Annotated in this window: 19 protein-coding genes and 3 pseudogenes; 12 read left to right on the top strand and 10 right to left on the bottom strand. The window is 69.9% G+C overall.

The window, feature by feature from the left end:
• Positions 1–125 precede the first annotated feature (125 nt).
• The 8 genes from ACZ3IG_RS34665 (at position 126) to ACZ3IG_RS34630 (ending at position 10,494) form a co-directional block, all read left to right on the top strand.
• Positions 126–737, top strand: a complete 612-nt coding sequence (locus tag ACZ3IG_RS34665; protein ID WP_467437135.1) for a (2Fe-2S)-binding protein — start codon at positions 126–128, stop codon at positions 735–737.
• On the top strand, positions 737–1,720 hold the full coding sequence (locus ACZ3IG_RS34660; protein WP_467437173.1) for an FAD binding domain-containing protein: 984 nt from the start codon (positions 737–739) through the stop codon (positions 1,718–1,720). The genes ACZ3IG_RS34665 and ACZ3IG_RS34660 overlap by 1 nt, the downstream gene beginning before the upstream one ends.
• A complete protein-coding gene (locus ACZ3IG_RS34655) occupies positions 1,717–3,927 on the top strand; it encodes a xanthine dehydrogenase family protein molybdopterin-binding subunit (protein ID WP_467437133.1) in 2,211 nt (736 codons plus the stop codon). Before ACZ3IG_RS34660 ends, ACZ3IG_RS34655 begins: the two co-directional genes overlap by 4 nt.
• A complete protein-coding gene (locus tag ACZ3IG_RS34650; protein ID WP_467437132.1) occupies positions 3,924–4,388 on the top strand; it encodes an XdhC family protein in 465 nt (154 codons plus the stop codon). Before ACZ3IG_RS34655 ends, ACZ3IG_RS34650 begins: the two co-directional genes overlap by 4 nt.
• On the top strand, positions 4,354–5,121 hold the full coding sequence (locus ACZ3IG_RS34645; RefSeq protein ID WP_467437130.1) for a hypothetical protein: 768 nt from the start codon (positions 4,354–4,356) through the stop codon (positions 5,119–5,121). The genes ACZ3IG_RS34650 and ACZ3IG_RS34645 overlap by 35 nt, the downstream gene beginning before the upstream one ends.
• A 540-nt stretch (positions 5,122–5,661) precedes the next feature.
• Complete coding sequence (locus tag ACZ3IG_RS34640; RefSeq protein WP_467437129.1) at positions 5,662–7,860, top strand: Ig-like domain-containing protein; 2,199 nt, start codon at positions 5,662–5,664, stop codon at positions 7,858–7,860.
• On the top strand, positions 7,776–9,989 hold the full coding sequence (locus tag ACZ3IG_RS34635) for an Ig-like domain-containing protein (protein WP_467437127.1): 2,214 nt from the start codon (positions 7,776–7,778) through the stop codon (positions 9,987–9,989). The genes ACZ3IG_RS34640 and ACZ3IG_RS34635 overlap by 85 nt, the downstream gene beginning before the upstream one ends.
• Before the next feature lie 223 nt (positions 9,990–10,212).
• Entirely contained in the window at positions 10,213–10,494 is a 282-nt protein-coding gene (locus ACZ3IG_RS34630; RefSeq protein ID WP_467437126.1) for a hypothetical protein, read from the top strand.
• A 35-nt stretch (positions 10,495–10,529) separates the two neighbouring features.
• Here the strand turns inward: ACZ3IG_RS34630 and ACZ3IG_RS34625 are convergent.
• Positions 10,530–11,003: pseudogene (locus tag ACZ3IG_RS34625) on the bottom strand (transposase); the annotation flags it as partial.
• Between ACZ3IG_RS34625 and ACZ3IG_RS34620 the strand changes: the two are divergent.
• Positions 11,002–11,466: pseudogene (locus tag ACZ3IG_RS34620) on the top strand (transposase); the annotation flags it as partial. The pseudogenes ACZ3IG_RS34625 and ACZ3IG_RS34620 sit on opposite strands and share 2 nt — an antisense overlap.
• 342 nt (positions 11,467–11,808) lie before the next feature.
• Positions 11,809–12,048, top strand: coding sequence for a hypothetical protein (locus ACZ3IG_RS34615; RefSeq protein ID WP_467437125.1), 240 nt, complete (start codon positions 11,809–11,811; stop codon positions 12,046–12,048).
• Between the two features lie 105 nt (positions 12,049–12,153).
• On the opposite strand, the gene ACZ3IG_RS34610 is transcribed toward ACZ3IG_RS34615, so the two are convergent.
• The 8 genes and pseudogenes from ACZ3IG_RS34610 to ACZ3IG_RS34575 all read right to left on the bottom strand — a co-directional run bounded on the left by ACZ3IG_RS34610 (position 12,154) and on the right by ACZ3IG_RS34575 (position 19,082).
• Complete coding sequence (locus tag ACZ3IG_RS34610; protein ID WP_467437124.1) at positions 12,154–12,525, bottom strand: hypothetical protein; 372 nt, start codon at positions 12,523–12,525, stop codon at positions 12,154–12,156.
• Between the two features lie 50 nt (positions 12,526–12,575).
• Positions 12,576–13,601, bottom strand: a pseudogene (locus tag ACZ3IG_RS34605) (transposase); the annotation flags it as partial.
• 292 nt (positions 13,602–13,893) lie between these two features.
• Positions 13,894–15,603 carry an ABC transporter ATP-binding protein gene (locus tag ACZ3IG_RS34600; RefSeq protein ID WP_467437123.1) on the bottom strand — a complete coding sequence of 570 codons (1,710 nt, stop codon included), beginning with the start codon at positions 15,601–15,603 and terminating at the stop codon, positions 13,894–13,896.
• Positions 15,604–15,707: 104 nt separating this feature from the next.
• Positions 15,708–16,127: a lasso peptide biosynthesis B2 protein gene (locus tag ACZ3IG_RS34595; RefSeq protein WP_467437121.1), complete on the bottom strand. Its 420-nt coding sequence runs from the start codon at positions 16,125–16,127 to the stop codon at positions 15,708–15,710.
• Positions 16,124–16,429: a PqqD family peptide modification chaperone gene (locus tag ACZ3IG_RS34590; protein WP_467437120.1), complete on the bottom strand. Its 306-nt coding sequence runs from the start codon at positions 16,427–16,429 to the stop codon at positions 16,124–16,126. The genes ACZ3IG_RS34595 and ACZ3IG_RS34590 overlap by 4 nt, the downstream gene beginning before the upstream one ends.
• A 47-nt stretch (positions 16,430–16,476) precedes the next feature.
• Positions 16,477–18,117, bottom strand: a complete 1,641-nt coding sequence (locus ACZ3IG_RS34585; protein WP_467437119.1) for an asparagine synthase-related protein — start codon at positions 18,115–18,117, stop codon at positions 16,477–16,479.
• 302 nt (positions 18,118–18,419) lie between these two features.
• Positions 18,420–18,584, bottom strand: a complete 165-nt coding sequence (locus tag ACZ3IG_RS34580) for a lasso RiPP family leader peptide-containing protein (RefSeq protein ID WP_467437118.1) — start codon at positions 18,582–18,584, stop codon at positions 18,420–18,422.
• Between the two features lie 363 nt (positions 18,585–18,947).
• Positions 18,948–19,082 (bottom strand): hypothetical protein, encoded by a 135-nt coding sequence (locus ACZ3IG_RS34575; protein ID WP_467437117.1) that lies wholly within the window; start codon positions 19,080–19,082, stop codon positions 18,948–18,950.
• 221 nt (positions 19,083–19,303) lie between these two features.
• Here ACZ3IG_RS34575 and ACZ3IG_RS34570 point away from each other — a divergent pair, with 221 nt between their 5' ends.
• Positions 19,304–20,191 (top strand): IS5 family transposase, encoded by an 888-nt coding sequence (locus ACZ3IG_RS34570; protein WP_467437116.1) that lies wholly within the window; start codon positions 19,304–19,306, stop codon positions 20,189–20,191.
• An 89-nt stretch (positions 20,192–20,280) separates the two neighbouring features.
• Here the strand turns inward: ACZ3IG_RS34570 and ACZ3IG_RS34565 are convergent, their stop codons facing one another.
• Positions 20,281–21,168, bottom strand: a complete 888-nt coding sequence (locus ACZ3IG_RS34565) for an alpha/beta hydrolase (protein WP_467437115.1) — start codon at positions 21,166–21,168, stop codon at positions 20,281–20,283.
• Between the two features lie 146 nt (positions 21,169–21,314).
• Between ACZ3IG_RS34565 and ACZ3IG_RS34560 the strand changes: the two genes are divergently transcribed.
• Positions 21,315–21,639 (top strand): helix-turn-helix domain-containing protein (locus ACZ3IG_RS34560; RefSeq protein WP_467437113.1); only part of this gene is annotated, 325 nt, incomplete at its 3' end.

The following is a 21,639-nucleotide window of genomic DNA, read 5'->3' as shown; positions in this document are numbered from 1 at the left end:
AGGTGACGCGCCCGGCCGTTTCTCACGCCGGTGTCGCAGCGGCCTGTGTCACGCAGTCCTCTTCCGACCCTCTCAGCCACGGCACGACCCGACCCATCCGCGATCAGTCGAGGAGATGCAGCAGGATGTCCGACAACGACGAAGCGCCCATAGGCGGGCACAGCCGCCGGGCTGTACTCAAAACGGGTGGGCTCACCGCCACGCTGGTCGCCACCAGCGGTGTGCTGGGCACCGCCGTCTGTGAGGACGCGGGTGCTGCACCGCCCGCCCCGGCCACTGAGGTGACACTACACGTCAACGGCAGAACTCATCGCCTCACCGTCGAGGCCCGGGTGACCCTCCTGGAGACGGTGCGTGAGCGTCTCCGCCTGACGGGCACGAAGAAGGGCTGCGATCGGGGCGAGTGCGGCGCCTGCACGGTTCTCGTCGACGGCCGGCGTGTGAAGTCGTGCCTGACCCTCGCGGTCATGGAGGACGGCCGGGAGATCACCACGGTCGAGGGGCTGGCCCGTGGCGAAGAACTGCATCCCGTGCAAGAGGCGTTCATCCGGCGGGACGCCTTCCAGTGCGGGTTCTGCACCCCCGGGCAGATCATGTCCGCCGTCGCCTGCATCGACGAGGGGCATACGGGCTCCGACGACGAGATCCGGGAGTGGATGAGCGGCAACCTCTGCCGGTGCAGTTGCTATCCGAACATCGTCGACGCCGTACGGGACGCGGCGAGGGAGCGCGCGTGATGAAGCCGTTCGACTACACGCGCACGGCACGTGCGTCCGAGGCCGTGCGGTTGGTGGCGGCCCGCCCGGAGGCGACGTTCGTCGCGGGCGGGACCGAGTTGCTGAACCTCGTCAGGGACCGGGCTCTCGCCCCGGACCTGGTCGTGGACATCAATCAGGTCCCGCTGTCAGGCATCGAACTGCGCGACGGCACGTTGCACGTAGGGGCGATGGCCCGGATGAGGGAGGTGGCCGAGCACCCGGTGGTCCGTTCAGGGTTCCCGGCGATGTCCGAGGCCCTGCTGGCGTCGGCCTCCCCGCAGATCCGCAACCGGGCCTCCATCGGCGGGAACCTCATGCAGCGCACGCGGTGCTGGTACTACCGCGACGCCGGCAGCCCGTGCAACAAGCGCGAGCCCGGCAGCGGATGCCCGGCCATCACGGGGCAGAACCGCTGGCACGCGATCCACGGCGGCAGTCGCCACTGCATCGCCGTACATCCCTCCGACCTCGCGGTCGCACTGAGCGCTCTGCAGGCCACCGTTGTCGTTCTCGGCCCACGGGGCGAACGTTCCCTCCCCCTCGAGGACTTCTACCTCCTGCCCGGCACGACCCCGCACAAGGAGACGGCACTGCGGCACGGCGAGCTGATCACCGGGGTCACCGTCCCCGGGAGCCGGTCGGCCCGTCACTCGCGCTACCTCAAGCTGCGCGACCGGGCGACGTTCGAGTTCGCCGTGGTCTCCGTGGCCGCGGCGCTGACCATGGAAGGCAGCGAGGTGAGCGATGTCCACCTCGCCTTCGGGGGCATTGCCCCGCGGCCGTGGCGCTCGGCCGAGGCAGAAGCGGCCCTGCGCGGGCGGCCGTTGACCGACTCCACCATCGCGTCGGCCGCCCAGGCGCTGGTCAGCGGCGCGCAGCCGCGCGAGCACAACACGTTCAAGGTCGAGCTGGTACGCCGTGCACTGGCCGACATTCTGACCGACCTGGGAGGCAGACGATGAGCCAGATCGTGGGCAGGCCCGTGCCCCGCGTCGAGGGCCACGCGAAGGTGACCGGCGCGGCCGAGTTCACCGCGGACGTGCACGTCCCCGGCGCCCTGCACGGCGTCATGGTGCTCAGCACCATCGCCCGCGGGCGAATCACCCGCCTGGAGACCCGGCGGGCCGAGCGCTCCGCTGGTGTGGCCGCCGTGATGACCCACCGGAACATGCCACGCTTGACGGTCCCGGAACCGCATCTGCTGGTCAAGCGCTTCCTCCCGCTGCAGGACACGGAGATCCACCACAGCGGCCAGCCGGTCGCTCTCGTCCTGGCCGAGACCCTGGAGCAGGCCCAGCACGCGGCGACGCTCGTGCGCGTCTCCTATGACACCCAGCCCGTCCGGACGGTCTTCGAAGACGCCATGGACGACGCCTGGATCCCCCCGCCCGAGGAGGAGCCCGGGGAGACTCCCGTGCCCAACGAACTCACCCGCGGTGACCCCGAGGGCGCCCTCGCGCGCGCCGACCTGCGCGTCGACGTCACCTACACCACGCCCATCCACCATCACAACCCGATCGAGCCGTCCGCGACCACGGCCGTCTGGCGGGGCCGAAAGGTGACGGTGTACGACGCCAGCCAGGGGGTCACCGCCGCCCAGGAGAGCATCGCCCAAGCCCTCGACCTGCCGGTCGGGCACGTTCGCGTGATCTCGCGGTATCTGGGGGGAGGGTTCGGCTGCAAAACGCCGTGGCCGCACACCGTACTCACCGCTGCCGCCGCCCGGGAGGTCGACCGTCCGGTCAAACTCGTACTGTCCCGCTCCGACTCCTACAGCCTGCACGGGCACCGCTCCCAGGCCCATCAGCGCCTGCGGCTCGGAGCCCGGCGGGACGGCACGCTCATCGCCATCGACCACGTCACCACCCAGCAGGTCTCCCGCACCGAGGACGAGTTCCTGCCCAGCGCCAGCGTGCCCACCCGCCGCCTGTACGCCTGCGACAACCTCTCCCTCGCCCAGCGGGCAGTCCGGCTCGACCTGCCCACCCCGGCCTGGATGCGCTCACCCGAGGTCATGCCGGCCCACGGTTTGGAGTGCGCACTCGACGAACTGGCCTACGCGGCGGACATGGACCCGATCGAGTTGCGGCTGCGCAACCACACCGCCATCGACCCCGAGACCGGCGAGCCGTTCCCCAGCAAACACCTCAAGGAGTGCTACCGGCGCGGCGCCGCCGCGTTCGGCTGGAGCGAACGCAACCCGCGCCCCGGCTCGATGCGCGACGGCCGCATCCGTATCGGCTGGGGCATGGCGACCGCCGCACACAGCGCAGGCGGCATGCCCGGCGCAGCCGCCCGTGTCACCCTTTCCACCGAGGGCACGGCGCAGGTGCAAGTCGCCACCCAGGACATCGGCACCGGCACCTACACGGTCATGTCCCAGATGGCCGCGCACGTGCTGGGGCTGACCCTGGACGCTGTCGACTTCGTGCTCGGCGACACGAACCTGCCCTACGCGTCGCTGTCGGCCGCCTCCGCCACCGTTCCGGCCGTCGGCAGCGCCGTCAACCGCACCTGCACCAAAGCCCGGCAGAAGCTGATCGGCCTCGCCATCGCCGACCCGCGCTCCCCGCTGCACGACCTGCCCGCCGATGAGATCACCGTCGAAGACGGGACCCTTTACCAGACGAGCCGGCCCGAGCGGCGGGACAGTATCCGCGCGGTGCTCACCCGCCACGGCCGGCCGCTCGACGTCACCACCGAGGCCCCGGAGGAGACCGGGGAGCAGTACTCCACCGGGGCCGTCTTCGCCGAGGTACGCGTCGACCCACTGCTCGGCAAGGTCCGCGTCACCCGCATGCTCGGAGCCTTCGACCCCGGGCGCGTCCTCAACCGCAGAACGATCCGCAGCCAGGTCATCGGCGGCTTCATCTGGGCGGTCGGTTTCACCCTCACCGAACACACCCTTCTCGACACCCGGTACGGCCGGTTCGTCAACCGCAATCTCTCCGGCTACCTGATCCCCGTCAACGCCGACATCCCCGACATCCAGGCCCTCTTCATCGACCAGCCGGATCCGACCAGCCAGGCCCTCGGCGCCCGTGGGTTCGGCGAGACACCGATGTGCGGCATGACCGCCGCCATCGCCAACGCCGTCCACCACGCCACCGGACGCCGGACCCGGGACCTGCCCCTCACCCAGGACAAACTCATCGCGAGCGCATCATGAACGACGCCTGGCAGCAGTTGTACCGCCTGTGGGAGCCGGGCACGCCCGGCTCCCTGGCCACCGTCGTCTCCGCCTACAGCTCGGCGCCCAGACAGCCCGGAGCGATCATGGTCTGCACCCCGCAGGGGAAGGTCACAGGCAGCATATCGAGGGGCTGCGTGGAAGGGGCCGTGTACAACAAAGCCCAGGAGGCACTGCGGTACGGCACCGCAGTACTGGAACGCTACGGGGTCAGTGACGACGACGCCGGCGCGGTCGGCAGAGCAGGAGACAACCGGCGTCGAGGGCGACCATCGCGACCCCGCTGTCGCGCCCGTCACGACCCTCACCGAGTCGGACGGCAACCGGGAAGACAGCGCCCTGCAGCCCGCGATTCCCGCGCAGCGCTCCGCCGAACAGGAACCGGACTCCTCGCCCGGTCCGGAAATGCCAGCCGACGTAGTCCGCCAGGCCGTCCGTGACGTCCTCACCGACGAACTCTCCCCCGTGCTCACCGCACTCACCACCCCGGTCAGCACAGATGACGGCCCGGCCGGCAACTATCAGGACGCGGCGGACCGAGTGCGCGAAGCGGTTGAAGAGATCAAACAGCAGGTCGGCGCCGCCCTGGACGAAGCCCGCTCCGCACTCGCCTCGCTGCGGCAGGAGATCGCGGACCTGCACGCCGACGTGGAGGTCCTGCGGCCGCAGCCGGACGCTGCTACCGAGCCCGTAGCCCCCGAGGGAAGCCAGGAACACAGCTCCCTGCTGAAGACCGCGGCCCGCGTCTCCTCGGCCAGCCTGCTGTGCCACCGCGACATCTGGGAGTTCATCACCGCCCACGCGGGACGGCACCCGCACTTCCGCGTACCGCCGAAGGTCTCCGACGAGGGAGAAGAACGAATCCGCGCCGCTCTGTCCGGCCGTTCCCTGATCGCCCTGCTGATCAGTCTCCACTCCGTCAAGCACACCGCCAGCGACGGCGACGGCGACCAGGAGCTCGCCGCCGCTTTGTACGAGCGGGTTGAGGAAAGCCTGAAGAACCTCGCCCCCAGCGGTCAGCCGGTCACCATCACCCTCGACGACCGCACCGCTCCCGGAGCCCAGACGGCCGCGACCCATGACGAGGCCGACGGCGAGCCGGAGACCCACGGCGCCCCGCAGGCTCCCGCGGACCCGGACCTGGACAAGGAGGCCGGTCCTCCTGCCGCATGAACGACCCTGGCTAGGCGCCGTCGCTCAACCCGGTGCCTAGCCGCTCCACGCACCAGCGGCGGCCCAGGCGTACCGGCGGCTGGTGGGCGCCTCCACCCGCTGCTTCAACTACGAGTACCAGTTCGCCCACCTGCAGCGTGAGGCCGGCCGTCCCGCTCACAAGCTGCTGCTGGGCCAGCTTCCCCAGGCGTGGGAGGTCAGCGGCGAACTCATCGGCGCGCTGCACGGCGTACGGCTGTGCGGCACCGGCAGCGCCGCGCGCCGGGTCCGCGCCCGCTCGTGCGGGAGGATGAGCGGGCGCTCGCCTCTCCCTGATCCGCTACGTGCCACCTCTGGGCGTGAGCGGGAGTGCGCTCGCTCATTCGACGGTAAAAGGGCTCCACGTCTGGACGAAGTAACATAAGACCGTGCTTATTTGGTGGTATCGAACACGTGCTGCCGCTCCTACCCAGGAGGCAGACGTACCTCTCCCGGCTGTCATCGCCTTGTGCGAGAGCGAGTGCGCCGCGCGTACACCACCACCTTGGACAGGGGGCCTTCATGGCCGGCTCGACCACCAAGCTCACCGCGATCCCGAACCCCGCGATCCCGGACGAACCCATCACCCTCGACGCCCAGGTGACCGCCGCCTCCGGGGAAGGCGGCACCCCGACGGGGTCGGTCACCTTCACGGTCGACGACGGAAAGCCTCAGGTCAGTACCGTCGACGCCACCGGACACGCGCGCATCGAACTGCCCGGCCTGGAGGAGGGCTCCCACACCGCCAAGGCCGACTACACCGGTGACGCGAACTTCACGGGGTCGAGCGACACGGAGCTCATCGACGTCACGGAGCCCTCGTTCATCACGTACGTGAACGTGGTGGACGAGACCCCCGAGTACGGCGACGTCGTACGGGTGTGCGCGACCGTTGTCGCGCAGCCGGAGCGGAGCGAATCGCCTCCGTCGGGAAGCGTGACGTTCACCGGCCCCGACCGCTTCAGCGAGACCGTTGCGCTGAACGACGGCACGGCGTGCGTCGACGTCAGCGGTCTCGAACCGGGCTCGCACCAGTTCACCGCCGTCTACGTCAGCGATGACGAGGAGTACGGGGGTGCCCAGGTCGTCCCGGGCACCGCCTGGGTGAACGTCGGCGGTGTCGGCACGACCCCCACCGTGAAGGTGACGCCGGAGGAGGCCTACTGCGGACAGAGCGTCCAGGCCACCCTCACGGTGCTGAACAGCCGCACACAGAAGCCCGTGGACGCCGGAACCGCGGACTTCACCTGGCCCGGAGGGGCCAAGAACGGCGTACCCCTCGACAAGTCCGGGCAGGCGTCCGTCACCGTCGTGCCGAAGTCGCTGGAACCCTTCGTCGTCAAGGGCGAGTACACCGACACGTCCGGCAAGTACCTGTCTTCGTCCGCGCAGGAACAGGTCACGATGAAGACCGGGGAGACCACCACGCAGATCAAGGCGGACCCCAACCCGTCCGTCTGTGGCCAACCGGTCACGGTGACAGTGAAGGTGACACCGCCCGAAGGCGCGGGCACACCGACGGGAACGGTCGCGATCACCGGCAACGGGCTGTGGGACAAGGAAGACCTCGACGAGTCCGGTGTGGTCCGACTCACCACGCGTGACCTGCGGTCGGGTCGGCTCCACGCCAAGTACTTCGGCGACAAGTGCTTCGGCGGCAGTGAGCACGAGATTTCCATGACGGTCGACAAGGCCAGTACGACCACCACGGTCACGGTGGATCCCCAGCCGGCGGCCTGCGGACAGAAGGTCAGAATCTGCGCGACCGTGGCACCGGTGGCGCCGGGGTCCGGGATGCCGACGGGGACGGTCCAGTTCACCGTGCCGGGCGGTGTCACGCGCTCTGTCAAGCTCGACGAGAAGGGCATGGCCTGCTTCACCACGCGCTGCTCCCGGGCCGGCACGGTGACCGCCGAGTACAAAGGTGACGACGAGCGCGACTGCTTCCTCCCCTCGAAGGGCACCGTGCCGATCTCCGTGGTCAAGGCCCGCACCACCACCGTGGTGCGCGTCGATCCCACGCCGTCGGTGTGCAGTCAGGAAGTGCGGATCTCGGCGTCGGTGCAGTCGGTCGCCCCGGGCTCGGGAACGCCGTCGGGATCTGTCAGGTTCACCGCGCCGGGCGGCATCGACCGCACGGTGGTGCTGCGCGACGGTCACGCGGTGCTGACGACCCGGGAGCTGGGCTCGGGCACGGTCAAGGCCGAGTACAGCGGTGAGCCGGACTGTTTCGAGACCAGCAGCGGCGAGACCACGGCCAATGTCGGCAAGGCGGGAGCGGCCTTCACCTTCACGGTGGACCCCCAGCCGGTGTCCTGCGGACAGAAGGTCGTGCTGTGCGCGATGGTGGCGCCGGTCCCGCCGGCGACGAGAAGGCCGACGGGAACCGTCAAGTTCGACACGCCGGACGTGGGCGAGCAGACCGTCGAGCTGAGGGACGGCACGGCGTGCGTCACCGTGACGGCGAAGACGTCTGGCACGGTGCGTGCCGTTTACAGCGGCGACGGCTGCTTCCTCGGCACGACCGGTTCCGTTCCGGTCATCGTCGAGAAGAGCCACACCAGCACCACGGTCACGGCGACTCCCGCCTCGTCCGTCTGCGGGGAGGCCGTGACACTGCACGTGACGGAGCCAGCGTGCCCACCGGGACCGTCACCATCACGGGGCCGAACGGCGTGGAGGAGACCGTGCGGCTTAAGGACGGCCAGGCCAGCGTGGTGACCAGGCAGCTGAGGACGGGCACTGTCAGGGCCCGGTACAGCGGCGACGCGTGCTTCCGGCCCAGCGAGGGCAGTACCGACGTGACGGTGGACAAGGCCGACAGCGGCGTGTCGATCGAGATGCCGTCCCAGCCGCCGGTGTGCGGCCAGCGCGTGGTGCTGCCCATCGAGGTGGGGGCGAAGGATCCCGGCTCCGGCATCCCCACCGGTACCGTCGTCGTGACCGGCCCCGGGATCGAGGAGGTCGAGAGGCTGGACGACGCGGGCAAGGCGGACGTCGTCGTGGTGGTCCGCGAGACCGGGCCCGTCAAGGTCAGGTACTCGGGTGACGAATGCTTCCGGCCCTCGGAGCGCAGTGACGTCCTCACCGTCCAGAAGGCCGGCTCCAGGACGGTGGCCTCGGCGGAACGCAATCCGTCGGTGTGCGGGGAGCCCGTGCGGATCTGCGCGCGGGTGACGCCCGAGTCGCCGGGCTCAGGTACGCCCACGGGCACCGTCCGGTACCGGGGACCGGGGTTCGACGTGGTCTCACCGCAGAACGACTTCTGCGTGACCGTCACGCCGTCCGAGTCCGGCTCGGTCACCGCCGACTACAGCGGTGACGGCTGCTTCAAGCCGTCGACGGACACCGGCCTCACCCTCATGGTGAACCCGGCCGAGTCCACGACCGCCGTGCGCATCGACCCCAACCCCTCGGTATGCGGTGAGCGCGTGAAGGTCTCCGCCCAGGTGTCAGCGGTCCCACCGGGGAGTGGCATCCCGACCGGCACCGTGTGGTTCGACGGCATCGGTGTCCTGGGCGCGGAGGTCGAGCTTGACGAGAACGGGTACGCCGAGGTCTTCACCGATTCGCTGGAGTCCGGTCCCGTCACCGTCAACTACAGCGGTGACTCCTGCTTCCAGCCGTCCGCCGGCCTGCGCTGGGCCGTGGTGGACGCGGCGGAGACCACGACCACCGTGCGGGCGGACACAACCTCCTCGGTCTGCGGACAGCCGGTACGGTTCCTCGCGGACGTCAAGGTGAAGGAACCGGGTTCCGGGACACCGACCGGGACCGTGGTCTTCACCGGACCCGGTATCTACGAGACGCGGACTCTGAACGACGAGGGAAAGGCGGAGATCACCGTACCCGTCGACCAGAGCGGCACCGTCCGCGCCGAGTACTGGGGCGACGACGACAACGACTGCTTCCTCGGCAGCGCGGGCGAGGTCGAGATCGAGGTCAGCAGGGCACGGAGCAGCACCACGCTGACGGCCGCCCCCGACCCGTCGGTCTGCGGGCAGAACGTCACGCTCACGGCGACGGTGAAGCCGGTCGCGCCGGGAGCGGGAGTCCCCGAAGGGAAGGTCGAGTTCAAGGGGCCCGACTGCGGCGCGACGGTCGACCTCGTCAACGGTACGGCCACATACATCACCCGCTGCCTGAAGTCGGGCACCGTCGAGGCCGTCTACAGCGGTGACCGGTGCTTCGAGACCTCGCGGGGCACGACGACGGTGACCGTCTCGAAGGCCCGGACGGTCACCACGGTGGGCTTCGACAAGAATCCCTCCACCTACGGGCAGCCCGTACGGGTCACCGCGACCGTGACGCCGGTGGAGCCCGGGTCGGGCATCCCCGACGGAGAGGTCACCTTCACCGGTCCGGGCGGGCTGAACGAGAAGGCCCCGGTCGACGAGTACGGCGTGGCGTCCGTGACCACCGGGACGCTGGAGTCCGGCACCGTCAAGGCCGCGTACTCCGGTGAGGAGGAATGCTTCGAGCCCAGCACGGGTGAGGCCGAGGCCACGGTGAACCAGGCCGAGACCGTCGTGACGGCACGCAGCGCGAAGTGGCGGGCCCGGCTCGGGGTTCCCCCTGTCGTCGTCACGGAGATGCGCGCGGTGCTCCGCGAGAAGACGACCAACAAGCCGATCCCCGACCAGACGGTCACCTTCGTCGCCCAGGGGGTACTGGGCTCGGTCGACCTCGGCAGCGCGGTCACCGACAAGGAAGGCGTCGCCGTCCTCGCACCGCCGGACAAGGGTCTCGAGGTGCGGGCCCTCGGCCCGACCTACACCGCCACGTTCGGCGGGACCGGCCGCTATCGGGGCTCCTCCGGCAGCGGAGACCTGATCAAGATCACGATTTAGTAGATCCGGACCCGGGTGGCAGCCTCCGCACGGAGACCGCCGCCCGGGTCGCCGGTCTCGTCAGCACACGACTGAATGCTCGCGCCGAACGGGCCCTTCACGACCCGTGTGCCCACCGAGGTGCCGGTGACCAGGGTCCGGATGCCGTACGGGACAGGCACCTGCTGACTGGTGCCGCACTCGTCGGCACCGCGCAGGCTGGTATCAAGGCATTCACCACCCCGTGGACCGCAGGCCGACCTCGTCGCTCACCTCGACCGAGCTGCCGCTGATGGCGATCAGCCAGCTGATGAACATACCTCATGCGGACCGGCCGAAGCCGCGCCGCCGGGCGACCACCCGCGTCGACGACGAGACGCTGCAGGAGGACGACCCGGCCGTCATGGCCGTGCCGCTGGTGATCACTGGCCACGACACTGACACCGGCGGCCTCCCCGGCCCTGAGATCACGGACCGTTCGCTGGTACATGTGGTGAGGCGGGAGCCGGTGCGGGCGGTGGCCTGAGCCGTAAGCCTGAGAGGTCGTTTTCACCCGATGTTTCATCCCGGAATCAGTGTTTGATCCGTTGATGTCGGGTCGCGCCAGGAGATGGTGGCCTCGCCGGTGAGGCGGCGGGCCATCAGGTCGGTCATAGCGAGGTGGATCATGGCCTCGGAGCGGGCGGGCAGGGTTTCGTAGTCGCAGGCCAGGCAGCGATGGAACATCAGCCACCCGTAGGTCCGCTCCACGGTCCAGCGCTTGGGCAGCGGCGTGAACCCCCTGATGCCGGGATCGCGTTGGACGATTTCCACGTCGATGCCGAGCTGGGCGCCGTGCTCGACGAGGTGCTGGCGGTAGCCGCCGTCGACCCAGGCCTTGCGGATGGCGGGGTGGGCCGCAGCGACCTGGTCGACCAGGTGGGTGCCTGCAACGGAGTCCTGCGCGCTCGCGGCCGTAACCAGCACCGCGAGCAGCAGCCCCAGGGTGTCGGTGACGATGCTCCGCTTGCGGCCCACGATCTTCTTCCCGTTATCCCGGCAACGGCATAACGGGAAGTTGATCAACGGCAGGAAGAGACACCTGGCCGTGGACACCAAGGGCCTGCCCGTCATGATCATGGTGACGCCCGCCGACATGACCGACCGGGACGCCGCACGCGAACTGCTGTGGCGGCTGCGTATCACCCAGCCGCAGATCACCCAGGTCTGGGCGGATTCCGCCTACGCGGGCCGGCTCATCGACTGGGCCGACGACTTCCTGCACCTCACCCCGAAGACCGTCTCCCGACCCAAGGGCGCCAAGGGGTTCGTGGTGCTTCCGAGGCGCTGGCGCGTCGAGCGCACGCTGGGATGGGTGATGAAGGCACGGCGGAATGTCCGGGATTACGAGCGGCTTCCGCAGGTCAGCGAGGCCCATGTGACCTGGGCGCTAGTCACCTTGATGCCCCGCCGTCTGACCCGGCGCAGCCCTCGGACCGAGTGGACGAAGAAGCCCCGACCCGTCACCGCCTGAGCGTATCCGGCAGGTCATATGCCCCCGCCGGACTTGAGCTTCGGCAAGGCCCGGTCGCACCGGTGGGAGTGGGCTGCCGTTGTGCCAGGATGGCAGCACAAGAGATTGACCGGTGTGCATGCCGCCGGACTTCACCAGCGGCGCGGGAGGCGCCGGTTCACGGGTTTCGGGCATCGCCCCTTTCACGGGCACCCGGTCCCGCCATAGCTGCCGGACCGCCCGTCGGCGGTCCTGTGTCTGCGGGCTCATGACCCCCTGAGGGGACGACACGCTGCCCGCCCTGCTCGCCGCCGCCCGACAACTGACGCCGTTCGTTACCCACGTCACGTGACCTGGGACTTGCGACATGCCCGGTTTATGGACGTCGCCGGTCTCCACCTGCTCATCCACCAGCGGCTGGACGGCCTGGAAACGGGCCGCACTCTCGCCGTCACCGGCCTGCACCAGCAGCCGCTGCAACTCCTCCAGCTTGCCCACGCGCTCTTCCCCGCCGGCTGCTGGAGCGACTTCCTCCCAGACGACCCACCAACATCCGCCTTCGAACATCCGCACATGAATGACGGGTGAACACGGCGAATCACTGAAGCCCTCGAAGCCGAGCGGGTCGCGTCAGCGGCCCGCTCAGGCATTGACGAGCCGTTCAGGATCGAAAACACCCACTGAGCTTGTCGTTTAACGTTCGGCTGCTTCGGCATCGGAGGTCATCGATGTCCGGAGGATGCGTAGCCATCGTTGGCAGACTTCATGGGTGACGGGTTCGAACAGCTCGGGGGTCGAGATTTCGACGAGGAACTGGGTCAGCAGGTCCTGGTGTCCTTCATCAACGTGCACCTGGTCCTCGAAGTGCACGGCCTGTGCCCAGTCGACGAGCTGGCCGGGGCTGGCGAGCCCGGTGGTGACCCTTTCCGCGGCAGCAACGGCGTGGCCACGACGGAACGTGACAGCCGATGCTGGTTCGCCGTGCCGGGCATTTCTCATGAGTCCAGAGAGCTCACCGTTCCACTGCACGAGGTCTTCAAGGGGTCGGCTTCCGTTCGCGTCCATGTTGCCCATCCTGCTTGACCGCATGGTCATTGGGCAGTGACAGTCGCCGGTCAGCTCGGAACGGGCGTGACACGTCGGGGTTTCGTGCCGACTTTGTGGTGGGCGGGTCGGCTGAACGCTTCGCCGGTGGCAAGGACTCTGCCCACGTCGTGACGGGTGGCTGGGCGGCGATTTTTCGAGCCCGGTGGCCTGCCTGGCCCGGGCCGGGACGGTTTCGGTGCACCGGCTGGAGACCCGGTCTTCGCGTGCAGGTTTCTGAACCCTCTGCGGACGCGGGCGGGTGTCAGTCTGTTCGGCTCCGTCGGCTTCTCCCAGGGCCGCCGCAGGTCCGTGGCCAGTGGACGGGCGAGCCGGAGCTGGGCAGGGGCGGCGATCACCAGCCAGGTCCACCGGTCGGCCGCCTCGGAGCTGCGAAGACGGGGCTTGGTCCATCGTAGCGTCTGCTTGAACAGGCGGAACGTGTGCTCGATGTCGAAGCGGCGGAGGAAGGACTGCCAGCAGCGGTTCACGTCGTCCGAGGTGGCGCCGGTGCCCGACCACCACAGCCAGACCGGCTTGTTGACCCTGCCGCTGGGCAGCTTCTCCACGATCAGCCGGATGACCGTGCCCTCGATGATGGGCAGCGGGCCGTCGTGGTCGAGCCATGCGGCCTGGCGGGTGAGCCGCGGGTGCAGTCGGTCCCACGCCTGCGCGGTCGCCTTCCCATAGAGCCGGGTGTCCGTGGTCGTCACGGCCTGTTCGGTGCCCCAGGTGCTGGAGTCTCCGAAGGCGAACTCGCCGCCGTGCTTGGGCGGTCGGCCGCCTTTGGGGTCGTAGCCTCGCGGCGGCGTTGGCCGGCGCATGACGCGATCGGAGCGGAGCCGGCCGAGGATCTCGACGGGCAGGCCGTTCAGCAGGTGGGCGATGCGCGGGGCGTCGTATCCGGCGTCCAGCGCGACCAGGACCTCCGGGTCGCCCGGCTTCCACTGGCCGGCGGCGACGAGCCGCTCGACGACCTCGCGGATCTGGACGGTGGTGACCGCGGCGACGTCGGCGCCGGGCTCCAAGCGGACCGCGTCCAGCACCGCCGTCCAGGACAGGGCTTCGACGGCGTGCAAGGCGATGGCGAGTGCTTCGTGGGAGAGGGCCAGGCCGCCTGCGAGTGTCTGCCCCCTCCCCCTACCTGGCGGATCTGCTGCGCGAACGGCGCCACCGTCGGGCGTGCAGCACGCCCTCGTCCATGCTCGCCTGCGGCACACCTCAGCCTTCCACGTGCTCGCTCGGAACCGCCCGGCCGCCAAGGTCGACCTGGATGGCAGGGAGTCCGGGAAAGCTCTGATCGCCGATCCCTGTCTGGGTCCGGCTCTGCTCCTTGCCGGCGGTCGGTGGTCAGTTTCCCGGGCCGGTGACCGGGAGTGGTGGCGTGGAGTGGGTTGTGGGTTGGTTCGCCTGGGTTGCGCTGTCCGGTCGGGTCAGGGTGAGGCGTTGGCTGATGCTGTTCAGTGTGCTGGTGCGGTGGGTGACGATCAGCAGGGCGCAGTGCCGGCCGATCTCGTCGAGCGTGTGGAGCAGCGACCGTTCGGAGGCGGGGTCAAGGTGGGCGGTGGGCTCGTCCAGGAGGATCAGTGCGGGCCGGGCGGCCAGGGCGCGGGCGATCGCGATCCGCTGGCGCTGGCCGCCGGAGAGTGTGGCGCCGTGGTCGCCGACGGGGGTGTCCAGTCCCTGCGGCAGGGAGCGGGCGTACTCCGCCAGTCCGGTCAGGCGCAGCGTCTGCCACAGGTCCGTGTCCGCAAGCTCGGGGGCGGCGTAGGTGAGGTTGTCGCGCAGGGTGCCGTGGAGGACCGGGCTTTCCTGCTCGACCAGACCGATCATGCTGCGGTATTCCCTGAGTGGCAGCGTGTGGATGTCGACGCCCCCGAGCAGGATGCGTCCGCGGTCCGGGGTGTGGAAGCGGGAGACCAGGCCGAGCACCGTCGTCTTGCCCGTGCCCGAGTCACCGAGCAGGACCGTGACGCCGCGCGGGGGCAGCTGGAAGCTGATGCCACGTAGCACGGGCCGGTCGAGGTCGTAGCCGAACCAGACGTTCTGGAACTCCAGGGCGGCCCGTCCTGCGGCCGGGCCGGGAACGGCGCTGAGGAGGTCCCGCTCTTCCCGGTGCTGCCCGATGTCCCGTTCCTCGGGCAGTTCCAGTACCTCGGTGATGCGCGCGGAGGCACCGGCCGCTTGCTGGAGTCCACCGGCCGCACTGATCAGGGCGGTGAGGGGCTGGGCCAGGAAGTCGAGGTAGAGCAGGAAGGCCATCAGGTCCGCGGTGGTGCCCGTGCCGTGGGCGATGTCCAGGGCACCGACGACGATCGTCACCATCAGGGCGACGCGCAGGGTGAGTTCGGCCGCAGGCACGAGAACGGCGTCGGCCCGCGCGATCCGTACACCCGCGTCATGGGCGGTGCGCGCGTGCCCAGTGATCCGAGCGGTCTCCCGGGTGGTGGCGTCGCACATCCGCACGGTCCGCATGGCGGTGAGGGCACGTTCCAGGTCCGCGGTGAGGTGTCCGGTCGCGCGCTGGGCCTCCTCGGCAGCCGGCCGGATCCGGGAGAGCGCGGGCAGGGAGATCAGGGCGGTGAGCGTGGTGACCGCGACCGCGACCCCCAGCAGCCGCAGGTCGATCCAGGCCATCAGGGCCAGGGTGCCCACGAGACCCAGCACGCCGGTCACCGCGTCGGTGCAGGCTTGTCCGGTCGCCGTGCGCAGCGTGGTCGTGTCCGTGCCGGTCCGGGAGATCAGGTCGCCCAGACGGTAGCGATGGTAGGTGGCTACCGGCAGCCGCAGCAGGCGGCCGGTGAGGCGTCGGCGGGTGTGCAGCACGACGGCTTCGCCGGTGCGGCCGAGTACGTAGGTGCCGGCTGCCTGAAGGAGCGCCTGGGCGGCGAACAGGGCGGCCAGGCCACCGGCCACTGGCCAGGGCATCGTCCCGTGCCCGGCCGCCTCCACCACTTCCCGTACGAGGAGGGGTTGGGACAGGCCGGCAGCCAAAGCACCGGTGGAGAGCAGGACACCCAGGCAGAGGGCGGCCCGGTGTCCGCGGATCAGTCGCAGCACCGGGTGCCGGGGCCGGCCGTGGGCGCCGCGGCGCGCGGGCCCGGCGCTGCCTGTTTCCGGCGCCGCAGCCTTCCGCGTGCCTGCGGCTGCCGTGGTGGGAGGACTCATCGGCGCAGCGGTCCGACGGTCAGAATCGGCCGGTAATCCCCGGTCGACGGCGGCTCGGCCACGGGCCGTCCCGCGGCCTCCACCCAGGCGTGCGCGCCGAACGGCTGGGTACGCACGCCCGTGCACCACGTGGGCCAGGTGCCGCGCAGGCGGCAGAGCAGAGCCGTGGCCAGGGACCGCTGGAGACACCCCTCCCCGGCACAGGACGTGCTGAGCGCCACGACCCGGTCCCGCGCCTGGGTAGCCTCCTCGTACGTGGCGGGCCGCGCACCCCTGCGCACCAGGCCCAGCACGGCGCGGATACGGCGCGGAGAGAGTCTGGCCAGCGCCCAGGCCAGGACGATGGCCACCCGGGCCGGGGGCTGCCGCCACCAGCTTGGGGCGGGGCGCTCGGGCACCGCGGTGGGAATGCTCATGCCCCTCCTCCCTTGCGGGCTGTGCCGGTCGTCTTCCGGAAAGCGTCGATTCCCTTGCGGAGGATGCCGATGCGATCTGGGCTGTCGTGCGGTTCCTCGACGGTGGCAAGGCCGTTGTCGGTGAGCCGCCCAAGGAAACTGCCCAGGTCGGTGAGTGCCTGCTGGGTGCCTTCGCGGGAGCCATCGGACACGAGCTGCGCCGCCCGTGGAAGGCTCGCTCCGTCGAGCAGCGCGTCAAGTGTCGTCGCGCCCGCCTGGTTGAGTTCGAAGTACCGGCCGGTGGTCTGGTCCAGCAGGACCATGCCGGTTGCGGTACGGGTCAGGGAGACATGGGGTGTCAGCCGTACGGTCAAGGGTGTCGCTCCAGCGGGGGGTGGCTGCTGGGCGCGGGAATCAGCCGCAGCCAGTGCTCGCATCCGAGGGTGTCCTCGAGATGGTTGGTGGTGCGCGGGCTCGGTGTGAACAGCGCGTGGCGCAGCGCGGTGGGATCGACGAGGCCGTGTTCGGCGAGGACGGAGTGGTCCACCAGATCGTGCAGGTGCGCGCGGTGCAGGCGCAGCCCTTCGTAGAAGTCCTTGTCCGTACTGCCCTTGGTGGACCGGCCCAGCAACGCCCCCGGCACCGTTTCCCGCACGGCGGTGGCGAGGAGCTGCTTGTAGACGTATGGGGTGCCGCGCTCCTCGGGGCGGACAGCCAGGCACGCCTCCAGCACCCGGTCGTCGAGGAAGGGCAGCGCGATCCAGGGCGACGGCTGCTCCTGGCGCATCAGCCGGTAGAGCTGGGCCGCGGTATGCACGCGGTGCAGTGTGGCGTGCCGACCGCGATCGGGATCGAGGGGCTCCGCAGTCCGGGCGGCGTCCCTGAGCGCGTCGGCGACCAGCTCCCGGGCGGTGTCCGTGGCCCACGGCGCCATCCGGAGGGGCTCGCCCCAGCCGAACGCCAGGCTCCTGCTCGCCGGTGCCCGCAGCAGCCCGGCCTCACCGGCCAGCCAGGCGGCGTAGGGACGGGAGTCCATGAGTGCGTACAGCCCCCTGCCCGCGGGCCACCGTCTCCGGGACCGGTGGCCGCGCAGATGGCGCACAGCCAGCAGTGGGTGCCGCCGCGCCAGACCGTGCAGGTAACCCAAGGTGGCCTGGACGGCCTCGTCGCCGCCATGACCGGCGATCTGAAGGGCTACGCCGTGTTCGCGGTACCCGGCGGCCACACGCCCCAGCACGGCCCGCCCCCGCAGCATCGGGGAGACGGCGTCCGTCAGTAGCGGAACTTGTTCCATACCGGCGTACTGGTGGGGCACCTGCTCCCCGGCCAGGCGCAGCACAGGGACTGCCGGGGCAGAAAGCTGCCGCTGGGCGAGGCCCGCCCAGTAGGCATCGTCGTTGGCGGCGTCCCGGTAGGTGACCGTGCAGGTCACCGGCGTGCTGCCGGCAGACTGGGCGAGGAAGGCCAGCGCGGTGGAGTCCATGCCACCGGACAGGTCGCAGCCCGGGATCCGGCCCGCCGCAGTCTCCTCACCCACCCGGTCGGCCACGGCCACCCGCAATGCTTCCCCCAGCGCCGCTGCCCCCGCCTCCAGCGGCAGCTGCGGCTCGGGGGCCCGCCACCAGCGGCGGACGCAGGACGTCCCGCCGGGGGCAACGGTGAGGGCGCTGCCGGAGGGGACCGCGCTCACCCCCTTCCACGAAGACCTTTCATCAAGGGGCGCAGGCGGCCCCTCACCCAGCAGGGTCAGGGCGAGGAACACCTCGTCCAGCGTCGCACCGGTGAGCTCGGCGAGTACGTCGGCGCGGTCGGCGGCCAGGGTCAGCCCCTGCCAGCGGGTCCGGAACACCCGGCGCAGCCCGGACGCCGTCCCCTGGATCCGGTACCGGCCGTACGCCGAGAGCGCCAGGTGACAACTTCCCCGCAGCGCCGCGGCGATCTCGTCCAGATCAGTCAGGTCCTCGGTATCCCGGATCCAAGCGAGGCGGCGACGAAGCGCATCGTCCCCCACACCGCTTCCCGCTGGCTCACCGGCGCCCGGCGTGCTGTCCGGCCGGCCCGGAAACATGCCCGGGGGCAGGGTCGCGGCACCCGGCGCACGGCCGAGTACCGCGAGCCGCGTCCTTCCCGCCGTGATCACCCGTACCTGGTCCGCCGGAAGCTGTCCGACCAGCCACGGCCTTCCGGAGGCATGAGCGACGAGCAGCCGGTGCTCCTGGCGCACGTTCTCCAGGACATGCCGACCTGACGCGCAGTCCGGCAGTGAGACGAACCAGTACACGGGATCCTCACGAAACGGTCAGAAGGAAGAGGTCAGTCGAGGAAACGCCCGATGCCCGCCTCCCTGTACTTCCCGCTGCCGCCTCGCGTCTCCTCGGCGAACACCCCGGCCTCCACCAGGAGCGGCGGCTCGTACGGGGCCTTCCCGGACTCGGTAGTCACCTCGTCGTGGCGCACCAACTCGGTCGAGTTCTGCATCTTCTGCCTCCTTGACGCTCTGTTTCTCGGTGCGGAACCACGCTCCCCCTTGACACCGTGGGAAGACGTCCCGCTCTGAGATTTTGATCCGGCGCGCCGGCATCCACTCTCACACCAAGGAGTGGTTTGAGCAGCGGTGATGACCGATCTCCCCTTCCTGGACTCGCCTTCCTCCGGGAGTGCTGATGATCCTGGCGGTGGACACCCGGTTCCGTTCTGGCCCCGTGCACCGCGGGCCGGCGTCCCTCCGTGACTCGTCGACCGCCATGGCCCGGCAGTGACGTAACCAGTACGCAGGAGGTAGTCGTACAGGCCGCCGATCGCTGCCGCGTCCCGGTCCCAGGTCACCTCCCAGCGCCAGCCTCACGGCTGCTCGTCGTCCTCGTCCAGACCGCCTGCGGCCGAGTCACGCAGCGGGCGCACCCCCATGCCGACCGGGACGGTGGCCCGGAAGCTGTAGCGGCTCTTCCGCGAGGCATTCCTCGGCTTCGTTGACAAGAGCCTCGTCACCGATGGCCCGGCGACGGTTGAATCCGGCCACTTTTGGAGTGCGGCGACCGGTCCGCTCCTCGTCACCCCTGAGCGCGGCGGCGTTAAGGGCCGGCCACTGACAACCATGCGGCAGCAGTCTCTGTGCGCGCGAAGGTCATTCCCGGCTGGCCGTCCGCCCCTAGGGCATGTGTCGAAAGTCGATCTCGGACAGTGGATGATCACGGTCCATGGGACGGGGAGATCTCATAGATGAGCAGTGGGCGGTTCTGGAGCCGCTGCTACCGAAGAGCATGAAGGCGGGCCGACCGCCTGTCTGGCCTCGGCGGCAGTTGATCGACGGCATACGGTTCCGGGTCCGCACTGGTGTGCCGTGGCGGGACGTGCTCGTCGAGTACGGGCCGTGGGGCCGGGTCTACCACCTGTTCCGCCGGTGGCAGCGGATCCTCACCCGGCTCCAATCCTTGGCCGATGCGAAAGGTGCGATCGTGTGGGACTTGAGCGTCGACTCCACGGTCTGCCGCGCCCATCAGCATGCGGCCGGGGCTCGTAGAAAGGCCGACCTGCAGAAGGAATCGCCGGGCGGCATCTTCACCGAGCCCCGTGATCACGGGCTGGGACGCTCGCGCGGCGGGTTCTCCACCAAGCTTCACCTGGCCGTCGAGCAAGGCCAAAAACCCATGTCGATCGTGGTCACAGCAGGACAGCGGGGGGACTCACCGCAGTTCGAATTCGTGCTGGCAAAAGTCCGCGTGCCCCGCATCGGGCGGGGCCGACCACGCGTCCGCCCCGACCGTGTACGGGCCGACAGGGCCTACGCCTCCCGCAGAAACCGCGCCTACCTGCGCCGCCGAGGGATCCGATGCACCATTCCCGACAAGTCTGATCAGGCACGCAACCGCCGGAAGCTCGGCTCCCGCGGCGGCCGACCTCCGCGTTTCGATCCGGTCGACTACCGCGAGCGCCAAGCTGTCGAGTGTGGGATCAATCGTCTCAAGAGGCATCGCGCGGTCGCCACGAGATACGACAAGCTTGCCGTCCGTTATGAGGCCGCAGTGCTGGTCGCGGCCATCGGAGAGTGGCTGCGACCAGCACCTTCCCGTCTCTTGGCAGTCTGACCCTCGCCGGGGCACACCTTGCCCTGACGAGAGCCGCTGCCCGCAGCACGGGCGAGGCATTCGTTGGATGGCCGGTCATGCCTGCCGACTCAGGCGAGGTGCTTACTGAAGAACTCGACCAGCTTGGCGACGGCAGGAGTCACGTACTCGTCGCGGTCGTACAGGTCGGCGTGGCTGGCGCCCTCGACGAGGAATAGCTCGGCGTTGCCGGGGCTGTCGGCGACGGCCTTCTCGGAGAACCCGCGGGTGACGGCCTCGGTGCCGGCGATCATGAGCAGCGGGCGAGGCGCGATCTTCGCGACGTCGGTGAAAGAGTCGAACTGGTCCAGGAGGTCCGCGCTGCGCACGACCATGTCCCCCGTGGAACGCGGGTGCCGGCCTCGGGGTGTCTTGTAGTAGTCAACGAATTCGGCAGCGGAGGCGGGGGTGTCGGCATCGACCTTCTCCGGCAGCACGGCGAACGTCACCGCGGGCTCGCCGGCGGCTTCGGCGCTGCGGTGGTTACCGGAGTTCGCCACCATCTGCTGCCAGTCCTCGGGGTCGGCGCCACGCAGGAAGCTGGGAACATCGGTCCCGGAGACACCGGCCACGGCCTTCATGCGGTGGTCGGTCTGGGCCGCGTAGGGCACGTAGGCGCCCGAGCCGCACACGCCCATGACGCCGATACGCTCGGAGTCGACCTCGGGGCGCGTGGTGAGGTAGGAGACCGCCGCGCGGAAGTCCTCGGCGCGCTGGGAGGGGTCCTCCAGGCCGTGGGGCAGGCCTTCGGACTCGCCCTGGAAGGCGGCGTCGAAGGTCAGGACGGCAAAGCCTTCCTCGACCAGGCGCGTCGCATACGTCGCCGACGCCTGCTCCTTGACTCCGGTCGTGGGGTGGCCGACGACTACCGCGGCCAGCGGACCGTCGGCGCCGTCGGGAAGGTAAAGGTGCCCTGCGAGCTGCAGGCCGTTGGTCTGGAAGCGGACGTCAGTCCTCATTTTCTGCTCCTGCGGAATCGTGGGTGGCCGGCGATCTGCGGCCTGTGTCCACTGTGCGGCTGACAGCCGGGCGCAGGAAGGTCGCGCTGCTTCCTAGGAAGGATCTCTCCCAGGCAGAGGCTTTTCCTCACTGACATGCTGGAGGAGTGACTGATTCCGCACATCTTCGCGAGCTCGGTGAGTTCTTCAGGCATCGCCGCGGCGAGCTCACACCGGCGCAGGTCGGGCTTCCCGAGCGCGCTCACACCCAGCGCCGCGTGCGAGGGCTGCGCCGCGAAGAGGTGGCTGAGCTTGCCGCGATCAGTACCGACTACTACGTACGCATCGAGCAGGGCCGACTGGCACCGTCGCCACCGGTGCTTGAGTCTCTCGTTCGCGAGCTACGGCTGGACGGCGACCAGAGGATGTACGTGGAAGGGCTGATCGGCCAGGCCGCGCGAGCCGGGCGCCGCAAAACGCCGCGTCGGGCCC

It is taken from the genome of Streptomyces sp. NPDC016677 (genome assembly GCF_055562815.1).
The sequence above is the reverse complement of the archived record's forward strand: the minus strand, read 5'-3'. Positions and strand labels throughout refer to the sequence as shown.